This window comes from uncultured Microbulbifer sp. (genome assembly GCF_947489355.1).
Classification (GTDB): Bacteria; Pseudomonadota; Gammaproteobacteria; order Pseudomonadales; family Cellvibrionaceae; genus Microbulbifer.
The window spans coordinates 60,034-72,625 of the sequence record NZ_CANLDD010000018.1 but is presented as its reverse complement, the minus strand read 5'-3'; the positions used below and the strand labels follow the sequence as shown (position 1 = coordinate 72,625).

The window sequence follows — 12,592 nt, the reverse complement described above, 5'->3', positions numbered from 1 at the left end:
AAAAGCGAGAAGTCTACGGGCAACTGGCCGCTTTTTCTAGCTCCATTGAGATATGCACTTACAAGTTGAATCTAGGTTGCGTAAAAACTGTAACTTATTGATTTTAAATTGAAACTATAAAACTTATGTATAACAATTAGCGCCCAAAGCAGCGGCGCGCGTTAGCGCGTCCAGCCACGAAGTGGCGATACTGACTTTTTAATTATAAATCCTATTCACTTACTCTTGTCAGCTGTACACCATCCACGGTCATCGTCCAAACACCATCAGCTTCATGAGGTGGCTCGGTGACGTGAAATGTTGTAGTAAGAAAAAGAATGCCAACAGTAAAATCATCGCCCACAAATTTCTTTAAAGGCCCATTAACAGAAGTGGTACTTCCACTCTTTAAGCGTTTATAAGCAACAGTGCCATCAGCGAGAATCAATAGTCCCATTTCTTTACTTTGCCATTCGCCCACATAATGCAGACGTTTTTCAGGCAGGGGTTCTGCACACCCGGACAGCAGTAAAGTTATTGCTATAGCCGATAGGTACTTATTCATTCAGTTTATTCCTCCTGATTTATAACATTTATATAGTGATCACCCTGACTACTATTATCCTGATTGCTATCTCATAAGTAATTGTGTGTCAATTTGGAATATCTGTTTATAAATCAGTTAATGACACATATTGATACAATCGTACACAATAGAAAAACGGTCATTGCGACCACTATCCTAGAATATATCATCATTTGTAGCGCATTATATTTGCTCTTTTTTTCGTCACTATTGTAGTACCATTCGTAAGCGATTAGGTATCCCCATCTGATTACTTGCGTTCGTTGGGCAATGGTATGCTGGCGTATCGGTTGTGTCACCGGTTGGAGAAGAAGAGCCGGATAAAGGAAGACCTTTATGTCCGGATCTGTGATTAGCTAAAGGGGGAGGTTCCCTTGATTGACTCGACTGGGGAGGGTGGGGCTGGAAATCCGCCATTACCCGACTGGCCACAGCTCTAGAAGTCATAATCTTTAGCGCATTGTATATCTTTATTTTGATAGATGCTTAATTTACCAACAAGTATACTTAGTGTTTTAGAGCTATGAAAATCGTCAATACTCAATTCATTTACACTCAGTGACATTCCGCCACTCCCTTTGGCTGGCAGAATATTAAACCACGAGATCTTATTTTTTCCTGAATCTTTAGAGAAGAACACCGAATCCCATTTTGTTGAGACTACAAAATCATCTCGATTTTCAGGCTGCCAAATCAGAATAGAGCTATCGTTCATTAAATTTGATAGTTTCTGAGGAGTATCAAAAAGCAAAGGACTTCTTAAGGCTCTTTGAGCCCTACGAAGCGCACTATCATTTGCAGCTGCATGTGGATTTTGAAGATCATAGTCCGCTATATAATAGGGTTTCTGTTTTTTCCCTATATTAATTATTTCGGAAACTAGTTCTTTTGGATTGGAAATAACTAATGAATTTTCAACCTCTTTAATTTTGTCAAGATAAGGCTCGGCAAACTGCACTTCATTTTTCCAGTCTATAAATAGACCGGCTATCGAGATAGCTCCGACCTCATTCTCTCTATACCCCCCACTAGTTGACAGGGTGACACTAATGTTGCCTTTCATCCAGCGTGCATTATAAATAACCCGCCAACTTTGAGATGGGTCTATCCTATAGCTTGTTCGCTTGGACTCTTTTACGGGCGGCCCCATAGATTTAGAAATAGATTTAACCCAAAATTCCGGTTTCACTAATTGGGATTTTAGATCTGGAGGTGAAAGATTGTAATTCACTTGCAAGACAGGGCAATCTTCGGCTGGCGCAATAATATTTACTTCAGTGGCCTTGAATCCGAAAGCCTCCCTGCATTGACCCCTGTAATTTGGCCCGCCACCATAAGCCTGTAGTACTTGCCTATCTTCTTTTACAAGATCTCTGGCCTGGCTGAGCGTAAGCCCCCAGGGTACCTTAACAGAGTCAACAAAATAGGCAGTATCTGAAAGATCGAAATAATTGTCAGATGCTATTTTCATTCGCCTTTTATCTTTAGATGTAAGAAAACCTGAAAATCTTTAAATAATCAGAGCAGTACATATAACAGAGGCTATAATCACTCAACCAATTCTCATAATAGAATCGATGCCCCTTTACTTAAGGCAGTTAACACTGAGGTTTCGGACACCCGGAGCGCAGTGTAGGCTGCCAGGCCCACATTTTTTGCCGAGACAACACCGACTGGTTATCACTTTCTACAGGTGTGTTCATGGCCAACTTTGCACTTAGCTCACCAATAGACTTTTGAATATCCATTAATACTGAATTGGATTTAGAGTGGTTTCTAATCTCCTCTTCCCTAAACTCAAAATTTGAACCCAGATATCCCAGCACTAGTGAAAATAAGACAAATGCAATCAGTATTAACGATACTGAGCGTATAGGATTATCAAAAACAAAATTACTTAACGGATTATTACCCAATGATTTGATAAACATAAAGCTAATCATTAAAAATTGCACATATCCGATGTGCATCTTTGAGCGGTCAATATAGACCTTCCACCTGAGAAGGTCCTCTTATTGATTTTGCTTTTCAAAACTGCTCCATGAGTTATAACGTTTATATAATAGCGACCGCGATTATCCTGATTTCTCTTGTAGAAGCAATAGAGATTGACGGTTTGGCGCAGCCCTGCCGAACACACTTGACTGATATTCTGATGGGAGTGCTGTGTTTGCCATTCGTCATCGCAGTAGCAGCGCCATCAAAATCCGCATTCTACAGGCTGGCAGTAAGAGGGCGAGTGCTGTGGTTACGCACACGCCTACCTCCCCAGGGAGCGTATAAGAAGGTAGGCGTTTGCGGTATTGCTTGGGGCTGCACCGTCTTTTTCGGTGCCCGTTTTGCCTTGCAGTGCTACGCCCTTTTATTGGGTCGCCGCTTAAATGGCCCGGGGCTGGTTGGAAGGTGAGTGGCTTTAGTGTTCTCCTGCGCTCGGGCTTCGTCCAAAAACTGCAATAAATGCATGGCTCGTACCAGTCGGTTACCCTTGCCGGGCGCAATGTGCAGATCGACTGCGTTCTCTCTGATGGCGACCGGCGTGATGATAAAATACTCCCCCAGGTGCAGGGGCGCAAACAATCGACAGGTCAATATAGGCATCTTTTTAGGCTCCTTGAGTCGCCTGTGACAGAAACACCCGGAAACAGCGTATCGCTTTGCGCCGTTTCTCTCGCCACAGGCGCGATCCTTGTGGGGAAAAGAAAAGGATGATTTGGGGAGAAGGGTGCGCAGGCAAGGCGGTGCGCGGCTGAAGTAAAGTACCACACCAATCCTCGCGGAACGCCACAGCACACCCCGTCGCCAGGGGCGGGAATGACTCGAAAAGTTCGCCTTCCGGGAGACGTTTATTGAAGACGAACGAGTGTATGGCGTATCATTCAAGACAGCCTCGCTAGATAGTCAGTTTATCTATTGGGGTTAGCCATCTCTCGGTGTGAGCGCACTGGGAGGTGGCGTTTTTCCTGACTTACACGGTCATGATGCGGTCCTACTCTGTTGATTGCTTTGCTGATGGGTTTCCCGCGAGCGCTCCCGTTACAGGGCGCCTCACGGGCAGAATACTGTTCGTTGCGCTGTTTTTTTATCTATTTATTCTTTGACAGCGACGGTTGAGCGGTTGGGCGCTATGGCAACCGACCTACCGTAATGCCTTTTTGCAAAGAGTTCAATCAAACTGAAGCTTTAGGTGACACCGAGTTGAGTCCCCCACCGACTGGCGAAGCCGTTGCAGTATCCCGGGGCATCAGCACTGTGTTCCGTGGGAATCCAGGGGCTGTTTCGGTAAGGGCTATATGGGTTAAATTTCACCATCCGAACGGAGTGTTTTAGTGAGCCGCCGTATGCGGACCCGGCTTTAGCGGACTATGCTTTTTGCACGATCAAGTAGGTGTGTAATTCAGGATACTGGCCGTGTTCAAGGTGCTTGCAAATGCAATCCAGGCTTATTAATACTTTAAGGAACCCATTGGTACCCAGGCTCGAGTAGTAAACTTCCGGCCCCATCAAGTCATCTGTGTGGTCACTTTTCTCATTTGTGCCGCCGAAAGTAAAAATCAGCACGCCACCTTTATTGAGGCTGAAAACCAGTTTAGCCAAAACATTTTCTTGCTGTTCGAGCGGTATATGCCAAATGCTATCCCAGGCTGTGATAAAGTCATATTTTTCTTCTATACGCCATTCGCATATGTCTTGATGATGCAAAACCACCCCTGGATGGCGGCACCTGGCTAAACGTATCATTTCTGCAGAGACATCGACGCCCTCTGGGGTAAACCCCTCACTTAACAGAAGATCAATGAATCGACCGGTAGAGCCACAACCAACGTCAAGGGCTTTGCCTTTATTTTCTACGAATGCTAAAGCTCTTTTGTGCTCATCCATTCCATTCTTTCTATTGAAATTCTCGTCCTCCCAAAGATGAGTGATTTTATCATACGCCTTGCCAATTTCTTTCGGATTCATGGTCATTGAGCCTAACGCATTCAGCAGGACGCAGCAAAGCTGTGTCCTACTGGTTGGTTTTTGTTATCGCAAAGCACCACTTGCAAAACTATTGTCTTGTTGTTGAATCATAGTAAGCCCGTTTTACAAATTACCGCTGTGCATCTCCGAGATTTCGTTAAATTTGTTTAACAAAACTTGCTTGAGGTCATCCGGCCAGGAGTGGATGGCTTTTTCAAAACTGATTTTGCTGTTTCTGTATAGGGCGCGGCTGGCCTCCTCGAAGCCAGGGGTATCTCCTGCAACCAACAGCATCAACCCATCCAATTGCTGTTGTTTTGTGGTGATACGTTCTTCGGGCGAAACCTGTTTTTGTGCCTGTTGTACCAACTTGCGGAGAGTGACAGAAGCACCACCGGGCTGCTGGCCCAGCCACTCCCAATGACGGGGAAGCAGGGTAACCTCCTTGGGGATAACACCTAATTTGGGCCGTCCGCGCTTGGTTTTTGGGATCTGTGTATCAGTCGTTAGCCTGGCCAGTACTGCCTCTATATCACCGTGCCAATCCACCTCAACCCGTTTGCAGCTTTCAGATTCAAAGACAATGGGTTCATGAGCCGCCCCCATGTCTTTTACTTGGTGCGCAATCGCCTCCAGTGTTCCCCGCGCGATGATCCTTAGCTGGTCGATAACGATATAGTCTGTGGCCATCGTATTTCTCCATATTTACCCGGACTAAATATTTTTATCCGGGTAAATATAGTTGATTCATCCGTCTGTGTACAATAGATAATGATGTGATTAGCGCTAACCTCTGAGGTGTCCTTATCGGGAAGGGTGGCTAGCCCAGCACGTTGAAACTCCGGACTGCCCACTTTGCCTGGTGTCCGTGAGGGCTTAATTTTTGTTTACATGTCAGTGATATACACGGCGTGCGGCTACTCCTATACTGCGGAAAAACCAACTGTTTAGGAGCGGATATGGCCAGAGCACGGATTGGTGTTATCGGGGGCAGCGGCCTCTACCAAATGCAGGGGCTGAGTGGGGCAGAAATGCTGCGGATAGACACCCCTTTCGGCGCTCCCTCCGACACAATAGTCTGCGGAAAACTACAGGGCATCCCCGTTGCCTTCCTCGCCCGCCATGGGCGTGACCACCGCCTGATCCCAAGCGAAGTGCCCTACAAAGCCAATATTCACGCCCTGCGCCAACTGGGTGTGCGCTATCTCCTGTCGCTTTCGGCCGTGGGCTCCCTGCGCGAAGAAGTGCGGCCATTGGACATGCTGATTCCGGATCAATTTATCGATATGACGCGCAAGCGTGACAGTACCTTTTTCGGTGGTGGTGCCGTGGCCCATGTCGCCATGGCGGACCCGGTGTGCCCGGCCGTGGCGGATTGCCTGGCACGGGCCTTCGAAACCACCCAGGCGGGCCAACCCATCAACCTGCACAAGGGCGGCAGCTACGTTTGTATTGAGGGTCCCCAGTTTTCTACCCGCGCGGAGTCCCACTGGTATCGCAGTATGGGGGCCTCTGTGATCGGTATGACCAATATGCCTGAGGCAAAGCTGGCAAGAGAAGCGCAGATTGCCTATGCCACCCTGGCCATGGCTACCGACTACGACTGCTGGCACCCCCGTGAAGCAGCGGTAACCGCAGCGGCGGCCATTGCCAATTTGCAGCAAAATGCCGCCCGCGCCCAGCAGATCGCCGCAGAGGCGATCCGCCTGCTGGGTGAGGAACAGCCGCACTCTTTGGCACACACCGCGCTGGAAAGTGCTCTGGTGACGCCCCTGGAGGCCCTGCCCAAAGACACCCTCACTGTAATAAAACCGCTGCTTGGCCCGACAGAACCAGTGCTTGAAGAAGTGGAGCACTGAGACGCATGCATGAAACACTGCCGCTATTGGAATTATCGGATTTCCCGGCCATTCGCCGCGAAAAAATACAAACTCTGCAGGTGAATATTGGGTACCGCTGCAACCAGACCTGTGTGCACTGCCATGTGAATGCGGGCCCCAATCGTACAGAAATGATGTCTGAAGAGAACCTGGCGCTATTGCTGGAGGTGATGAAAGCGCGGGGTGTCAGCACCCTGGATATCACCGGTGGCGCGCCGGAGCTGCACCGGGGCTTCAGGCCACTGGTGCAGGCCGCCCGCGAACAGGGTGTGCAGGTGATAGACCGCTGTAACCTCACCGTACTGTTCGAACCGGACCAGGAAGATACCGCGGAATTTCTCGCGCAACACCAGGTGGAAATAGTCGCCTCATTGCCGTGCTATTCCATGGAGAATGTAGATAAGCAGCGGGGAAAGGGGGTTTTCGACAAAAGCATTCGCGCGTTGCAGAAACTGAATGCGCTGGGGTACGGCAGGGCGAACACGGGCCTGCATCTCAATCTTGTCTACAATCCGCAGGGTGCTTCTTTACCCCCGGAGCAGGTTGCCCTGGAGGCGGATTACCGCAGGGAACTGGCAGCGCATTTTGATATCGCGTTTAACAACCTGTTTGCTCTGGTCAATATGCCGATCAAGCGTTTTGGCTCCATGCTGGTGTCCAAGGGCCAGTTCCAGAATTATATGACGCTGCTCAAGGATAGCTACAGTGCAGCCAATCTTGACGGGGTTATGTGCCGCACCCTGGTCAGTGTCGATTGGCAGGGGAACTTGTACGACTGCGATTTTAACCAGCAACTGAATATCCCGGTACCGGGCCGTTTACACCTGCGCGATCTGCTCAGGCACGATCTGCAGGATCTCTCCATTTGTGTGGCCGACCATTGTTACGGTTGCACAGCGGGGCAGGGCAGCAGTTGCGGTGGTGCCCTCTAGGGGCTTGCGGAAACAGGAAGAGAGCGGAAAATCAAAGTTAAATAGAGGAGCGGAGGATTATGGGCAAAAGAATCCTGCTGGTGTCTGCGATACTGGTACTGGTGATTGCCTTTTATGCGTTCGATCTGGACCAGTGGCTGATGTTGAATAAGCTGCAGGAGGGAACGGATAAATTCATGCAGTGGAAGGACGCCTCGCCACTGCTGGTGGGGCTACTGTTTGCGCTGTTTTATATTCTGGTGACCGGCTTATCTCTCCCCGGTGCTGCCATTCTCACCATTGCCGCGGGCGCGGTATTTGGTTTGTATTGGGGCACCCTCATTGTTTCTTTCTCTTCCAGTATCGGTGCAACCCTGGCTTTCCTGGTGGCCCGCTATTTACTGCGTGACTTTGTGCAGGAGCGTTTTGCCGTGCGGCTGAAAATGGTAAATGAGGGTATAGAGCGCGAAGGGGCTTTTTACCTGTTCGCGCTGCGCCTGGTGCCGGTTTTCCCTTTTGTCCTGATTAACATTCTGATGGGCCTTACCCATATCCGGGTCTCGACCTTTTACTGGGTGAGCCAGTTGGGCATGTTGGCCGCCACTATTGTCTATGTGAATGCGGGCACCCAGTTGGCAAGGATCGACAACCTGAAGGATATTGCCTCCCCGGAACTGTTGTTGTCCTTTGCCCTGCTGGGGGTATTTCCGCTGCTGGCAAAATATGTTCTCAACTGGGTGAAGCGCCGCCGCGCAGCCAAATGAGTCTTTGCAATGAGTAGACCCAAGAAATTTGATCGCAATCTAATTGTTATTGGTGCCGGCGCTGCGGGGCTGGTGAGCGCCTATATCTCTGCTGCGGTAAAGGCTGAGGTTACTTTAATTGAAGCGGGGAATATGGGCGGCGACTGCCTCAATACCGGCTGTGTGCCCAGTAAGGCGCTGATCCAGTGTGCCCGTATCGCCCACTGGGCGCGTCGGGCCGGTCAATTTGGGGTCTGTGTCGCCGAGCCGGGCATCGATTTTCCCGGTGTTATGCGCCATGTGCGTGCGTCTATTGAGCAGATTGCACCTCACGACAGTGTGGAGCGCTACACGGACCTGGGGGTGGAGGTTGTCCAGGGACAGGCGCGCCTGGTGGATCCATGGACGGTAAAAATTGCCCTGAACAGCGGCGGAGAACAAACACTCAGCGCACGGGCAATTGTGCTGGCTACCGGTGCCGAACCCATAGTGCCACCCTTACCCGGCCTGGAAAATGTGCACTATCTGACCAGTGAAACCCTTTGGGACCGGTGTGCAAAGCTGGACCAGGTGCCGCGCAGGCTGTTGCTGTTGGGGGGGGGCAGTATTGGCTGCGAACTGGCCCAGGCATTTGTGAGATTGGGGTCGGATGTCACACTGGTGGAGAAAGAGAGCCGCCTGCTGCCACGGGAAGACCGGGAGGTATCCGAAGCCCTTTCGCACGCCCTCAAGTCCGAGGGTGTGAATCTGCTCACCGGACACGAGGCCCTGGCGTTTATCGGTAAACCAAACCGGATAGGTGGTGCCCTGCGTTTGCGCAATGCGGAGGGTGAGATAGAAGTAACATTTGACGAGGTTATCCTGGCTCTGGGCAGGCGTGCCCGGACAAAAGGATTTGGGCTAGAGACACTGGACTTGGTGCAGGGGGGCAAGTTGGAGACAGATGCCTACCTGCGTACCCGCTACCCGCATATTCTCGCCGCTGGTGATGTTGTGGGTCCCTACCAGTTCACCCATATGGCCTCGCACCAGGCCTGGTATGCCGCGGTGAATGGCCTCTTTGGGGATATTAAAAAATTCGCAGTGGATTACTCCCTGGTTCCCCGTGCGACCTTTATTGATCCGGAGGTGGCCAGTGTGGGGCTCAGCGAGGGCATGGCCAGTGAACGGGGTATCGCCTATGAGGTGACCCGCTACGCTCTCGATGATCTGGATCGCGCCATAGTCGATGGTGCCGCACAGGGCTTTGTCAAAGTGCTCACGGTGCCGGGCAAGGATAAAATTCTTGGGGTTTCCATTGTGGGCGAAAATGCGGCGGAGTTGATTGCCGAGTTTGTGATTGCGATGAAGTATGGGTTGGGCCTGAACAAAATTTTATCCACTATTCATACCTATCCCACCATGGCAGAGGCGAATAAATTTGTCGCCGGGAATTGGAAACGGGCGCATGCCCCCGAGTGGGCGTTGCGCTGGCTGAAAAGGTTTCACCGCTGGAGGCGGGGTTAGTGCAGTGTAGTGTTATCGTTCCGCTGCTGAATGAACAGGAGCAGCTGCCGGAACTCACAGCGCAGTTGCGGGAACTACAAGCCAGCAACAGTTGCGAAATTATTCTGGTTGATGGTGGCAGTAGCGACAACAGTGTGACATTCGCCACTGCAGCGGGGCTTCGGGTGATTGCCTCCGAGCGCGGCCGCGCTGCGCAGATGAATGCCGGTGCGGCTGCGGCGCGCGGACACTGGCTGCTGTTTTTGCACGCGGATACCCGTTTACCCCAGGGCGCTCTGAGTTCGATTGCTGCGGCTGCGGTACAGGGGGCAGAGTGGGGGCGCTTCGACGTCCGTATCTGTGGCAACAGTGTGTGGTTTCCCTTGATTGCCACCATGATCAACTGGCGTTCGCGCTTGAGCGGTATTGCCACAGGCGATCAGGCAATCTTTGTGCGCCGCGCACTGTTCGAGCGCCTGGGCGGCTATGTCCGGCAGCCTCTGATGGAGGATATCGAGTTGAGCCGGCAGCTGCTGAAGGTGGCGCGGCCGTTCTGTCTGCACCAGCAGATCACCACCTCCGGGCGCCGCTGGCAGAAGTTTGGTGTGTTGCGCACTGTACTTCTGATGTGGCGTTTGCGTTTTGACTACTGGCGCGGTGTGCCTGCGGCCTCTTTGGCGAAGCGCTATGAGTAGTGTTGCCCGGCAGGCACTGCGCCTGGTTGTGATGGCCAAGGCACCATTAAGCGGCTATGCCAAGACCCGCTTGATCCCCGCGCTGGGGGAGCACGGTGCCGCTGCGCTGGCGGAGAGGCTGCTGCACCATACCCTGGAAGCCTGTGTGAAGGCGGACCTGGGACCTGTGGAGCTGCATGTGGTACCGGGCCCCTCACACCCTTACTGGCGGGATTTCCCATTGCCTCGTGCTGTCACCCTTTACGGGCAGTCCCAGGGCAATCTGGGCCAGCGCCTGTGGCATGCCAGTGGAAACGCGCGGGCGCTGGGACAGGGGCTCCTGCTGCTTGGCACCGACTGTCCGGCGCTCACTGTGCAGCGTCTGCATATAGCGGCGCAGGGGCTACAGAAATCCGATGCGGTCATGTATCCGGCAAAAGATGGCGGTTACGCATTACTGGGACTCAAAGAGGTACAGGCGCGGCTGTTTGAGGACATCCATTGGAGTACCGAGGTGGTGGCGCAGCAGACACTGGATCGATTGTGGGAGTGTGGAATGCGTTGTCAGCGCCTGGAGGTGCTGGTGGATATCGATGAGCCCGAGGATTTATCTTCTTTGCCACAGGCCTGGCGGGCGTCTGTCGATGTAGGCTAGAGTGCCGGGGCTGCGCCGCTCTCGGCCTCTACTGCGTTGTTATCGGCGAGAGTCCTGCGATTTTCATCGCCAGCGGCGGCCAGGCGCTGCTCTTCGATACGGCTGCTCCAGTTCAACAGTGCCTGGTAGTGGCGGATATTCTGCACATAGGTCACCGGCTCCCAGCCCCGAGCATAGCCGTGCCTGGTGGTTTTGTAGTACTGGCGTTTGGCCAATAGCGGCAGGTGATCGCGCACATCAGGCCAGCGGTCCGGGTTGCCGCCCATTCGTTCGGTAAGGACACGGGCATCTTCCAGGTGGCCGTAGCCTACGTTATAGGCCGCCAGCGCCATCCAGGTTCTGTCGGGTTCGCGAATACGCTCGGGCAGCTTGTTGCGGATTTGTACGATATAGCGGGCGCCCCCCTCAATACTCTCCGCCGGATTGAGGCGGTTGACGCCCAGTTCCTTTGCTGTATTCAACGTCAGCATCATCAGTCCACGCACACCGGTGCGGGAGCGGGCGCGGGGATTCCAGTAGGATTCCTGGTAACTGAGTGCCGCCAGCAGGTGCCAGTCCAGCTGGTACTGCTCGGCGACTTTTTGCATGGTGCCCTGCCATTGGGGCAGGCGTTCGCGGCTGCGCCTGGCGAATGCCTGGGCGCCGCCGACATTTAATCCACTGACGTGCCCGAAGAATTCCTCGCGCAATTGCGCAATCATGCCATTGGTATTGGCGCGCAGCATAAACAGACGCGCGATATGATACAGGCTGTCGTCGCTGCTCTTGGGAAACGCCCAGGCCACCGGTTGGAACTGGGTGAGGTTGAACGCGACCGCGGTATTTGGGTAGAGGCCGCGGTGCACGACGTAGGCGTTGGAATCTACTACGGCATAGTTGTACTTGCCCTGCTGTACCATTTCCACCAGCTCCATGGTGTCCACATCGGAAATTGCCTCCCAGCGTAGCGCTGGGTAACGCTTGGACAGTTTTTTCAATTCCTCCGCGTGGGCACTGCCGGCGATCACCGCCACGGTCTTGTCAGCGAGATCGCTGATTTTGCGCGGACGCGCCTCACCCACGCGGTAGATGATCTGCTGGCGGATTTCGAAATAGGAGGGGGAAAAACGCACATGTTCGCGACGCTCAGGAGTAACAGTGAGACTGGCGGCGGCGAAGTGAGCGCCCTCGGCGGGATCGCGCAGGCGCTCGAACAGCTCGTCCAGATCGTGTACATCACGGATAACCAGTTTGACGCCGATTTCATCGGCAAAGGCGCGCAGCATGCCGTACTCAAAACCGGTGGGGTTGCCGGAAGCGTCTTCATAATAGGTGGTGGGGCCATTTTGGGAAAGCACAACCAGTTCCCCAGAGGCCTTGATACGCGCCAGGGTATCCGGCGCCTTACTGGCGACCAGCAGCGCGGCACAACAAGATAGGGCCAGCCCCTTCAACAGGCGGCGGACATAGCGCAGCAGGCGGCTTGTCATTATCATAGGCTGTCCCTCTAGCTCGTCCGTTGGTGTTATCGCTGTTATACCTAAGGCCTGTTGAAGGTGAAAACGCCAGGGCTTTTGCGGCCAAAGCCGGCGTAGTCTGCCAATTTTACATTATTTGACGACAATCTGCCCAATTTGGCTTTTGGGTACTGTGATCTGTACGCTTGAAACGCGCTATAGACTCTTGTAAGCAGGTATGACATCTGTCAAAAAAGAGAATCCTTGGCGCATAGCATGGCTC

Annotated in this window: 12 protein-coding genes; 6 read left to right on the top strand and 6 right to left on the bottom strand. The window is 52.5% G+C overall.

The genetic code is table 11. The annotated features are described in order from the left end of the window. Window positions 1-211: 211 nt before the first annotated feature. The 5 genes from Q1A48_RS09865 to Q1A48_RS09845 all read right to left on the bottom strand — a co-directional run bounded on the left by Q1A48_RS09865 (window position 212) and on the right by Q1A48_RS09845 (window position 5,215). Window positions 212-544: a lipoprotein gene (locus Q1A48_RS09865; protein WP_299944203.1), complete on the bottom strand. Its 333-nt coding sequence runs from the start codon at window positions 542-544 to the stop codon at window positions 212-214. A 457-nt stretch (window positions 545-1,001) separates the two neighbouring features. Next, window positions 1,002-2,036, bottom strand: coding sequence for a hypothetical protein (locus tag Q1A48_RS09860; RefSeq protein WP_299944201.1), 1,035 nt, complete (start codon window positions 2,034-2,036; stop codon window positions 1,002-1,004). A gap of 881 nt (window positions 2,037-2,917) precedes the next feature. After that, complete coding sequence (locus tag Q1A48_RS09855) at window positions 2,918-3,163, bottom strand: hypothetical protein (RefSeq protein ID WP_299944198.1); 246 nt, start codon at window positions 3,161-3,163, stop codon at window positions 2,918-2,920. A 762-nt stretch (window positions 3,164-3,925) separates the two neighbouring features. Next, complete coding sequence (locus Q1A48_RS09850) at window positions 3,926-4,525, bottom strand: class I SAM-dependent methyltransferase (protein ID WP_299944195.1); 600 nt, start codon at window positions 4,523-4,525, stop codon at window positions 3,926-3,928. A 123-nt stretch (window positions 4,526-4,648) separates the two neighbouring features. Further along, window positions 4,649-5,215 carry a DUF2239 family protein gene (locus tag Q1A48_RS09845; protein ID WP_299944193.1) on the bottom strand — a complete coding sequence of 189 codons (567 nt, stop codon included), beginning with the start codon at window positions 5,213-5,215 and terminating at the stop codon, window positions 4,649-4,651. A gap of 269 nt (window positions 5,216-5,484) precedes the next feature. On the opposite strand from Q1A48_RS09845, the gene mtnP reads away from it, so the two are divergent. Genes mtnP through Q1A48_RS09815 form a run of 6 tightly spaced genes read left to right on the top strand, consistent with a single transcriptional unit; the run spans window position 5,485 to window position 10,873 of the window. Further along, window positions 5,485-6,384, top strand: a complete 900-nt coding sequence (mtnP, locus tag Q1A48_RS09840) for an S-methyl-5'-thioadenosine phosphorylase (protein WP_299944191.1) — start codon at window positions 5,485-5,487, stop codon at window positions 6,382-6,384. A gap of 5 nt (window positions 6,385-6,389) precedes the next feature. After that, window positions 6,390-7,337 carry an arsenosugar biosynthesis radical SAM (seleno)protein ArsS gene (gene arsS / locus Q1A48_RS09835; protein WP_299944188.1) on the top strand — a complete coding sequence of 316 codons (948 nt, stop codon included), beginning with the start codon at window positions 6,390-6,392 and terminating at the stop codon, window positions 7,335-7,337. A 59-nt stretch (window positions 7,338-7,396) separates the two neighbouring features. Continuing rightward, window positions 7,397-8,080, top strand: coding sequence for a TVP38/TMEM64 family protein (locus tag Q1A48_RS09830; protein ID WP_299944185.1), 684 nt, complete (start codon window positions 7,397-7,399; stop codon window positions 8,078-8,080). 9 nt (window positions 8,081-8,089) lie between these two features. Next, window positions 8,090-9,565, top strand: a complete 1,476-nt coding sequence (locus Q1A48_RS09825) for an FAD-dependent oxidoreductase (RefSeq protein WP_299944183.1) — start codon at window positions 8,090-8,092, stop codon at window positions 9,563-9,565. Further along, window positions 9,565-10,239: a TIGR04283 family arsenosugar biosynthesis glycosyltransferase gene (locus tag Q1A48_RS09820; RefSeq protein WP_299944180.1), complete on the top strand. Its 675-nt coding sequence runs from the start codon at window positions 9,565-9,567 to the stop codon at window positions 10,237-10,239. The genes Q1A48_RS09825 and Q1A48_RS09820 overlap by 1 nt, the downstream gene beginning before the upstream one ends. Next, a complete protein-coding gene (locus Q1A48_RS09815) occupies window positions 10,232-10,873 on the top strand; it encodes a TIGR04282 family arsenosugar biosynthesis glycosyltransferase (protein WP_299944177.1) in 642 nt (213 codons plus the stop codon). Before Q1A48_RS09820 ends, Q1A48_RS09815 begins: the two co-directional genes overlap by 8 nt. On the opposite strand, the gene mltF is transcribed toward Q1A48_RS09815, so the two are convergent. Further along, window positions 10,870-12,348, bottom strand: coding sequence for a membrane-bound lytic murein transglycosylase MltF (gene mltF / locus Q1A48_RS09810; RefSeq protein WP_299944174.1), 1,479 nt, complete (start codon window positions 12,346-12,348; stop codon window positions 10,870-10,872). The genes Q1A48_RS09815 and mltF overlap by 4 nt on opposite strands. Window positions 12,349-12,592: the final 244 nt, after the last annotated feature.

Excerpts from the sequence above, each read along its gene's own strand:
- Q1A48_RS09855 (WP_299944198.1), bottom strand. The coding sequence starts at position 3,163 with ATGCCTATATTGACCTGTCGATTGTTTGCGCCCCTGCACCTGGGGGAG.
- Q1A48_RS09865 (WP_299944203.1), bottom strand. The coding sequence starts at position 544 with ATGAATAAGTACCTATCGGCTATAGCAATAACTTTACTGCTGTCCGGG.
- Q1A48_RS09825 (WP_299944183.1), top strand. The coding sequence starts at position 8,090 with ATGAGTAGACCCAAGAAATTTGATCGCAATCTAATTGTTATTGGTGCC.
- Q1A48_RS09860 (WP_299944201.1), bottom strand. The coding sequence starts at position 2,036 with ATGAAAATAGCATCTGACAATTATTTCGATCTTTCAGATACTGCCTAT.
- mltF (WP_299944174.1), bottom strand. The coding sequence starts at position 12,348 with ATGATAATGACAAGCCGCCTGCTGCGCTATGTCCGCCGCCTGTTGAAG.
- mtnP (WP_299944191.1), top strand. The coding sequence starts at position 5,485 with ATGGCCAGAGCACGGATTGGTGTTATCGGGGGCAGCGGCCTCTACCAA.
- Q1A48_RS09815 (WP_299944177.1), top strand. The coding sequence starts at position 10,232 with ATGAGTAGTGTTGCCCGGCAGGCACTGCGCCTGGTTGTGATGGCCAAG.
- arsS (WP_299944188.1), top strand. The coding sequence starts at position 6,390 with ATGCATGAAACACTGCCGCTATTGGAATTATCGGATTTCCCGGCCATT.
- Q1A48_RS09830 (WP_299944185.1), top strand. The coding sequence starts at position 7,397 with ATGGGCAAAAGAATCCTGCTGGTGTCTGCGATACTGGTACTGGTGATT.
- Q1A48_RS09850 (WP_299944195.1), bottom strand. The coding sequence starts at position 4,525 with ATGAATCCGAAAGAAATTGGCAAGGCGTATGATAAAATCACTCATCTT.
- Q1A48_RS09845 (WP_299944193.1), bottom strand. The coding sequence starts at position 5,215 with ATGGCCACAGACTATATCGTTATCGACCAGCTAAGGATCATCGCGCGG.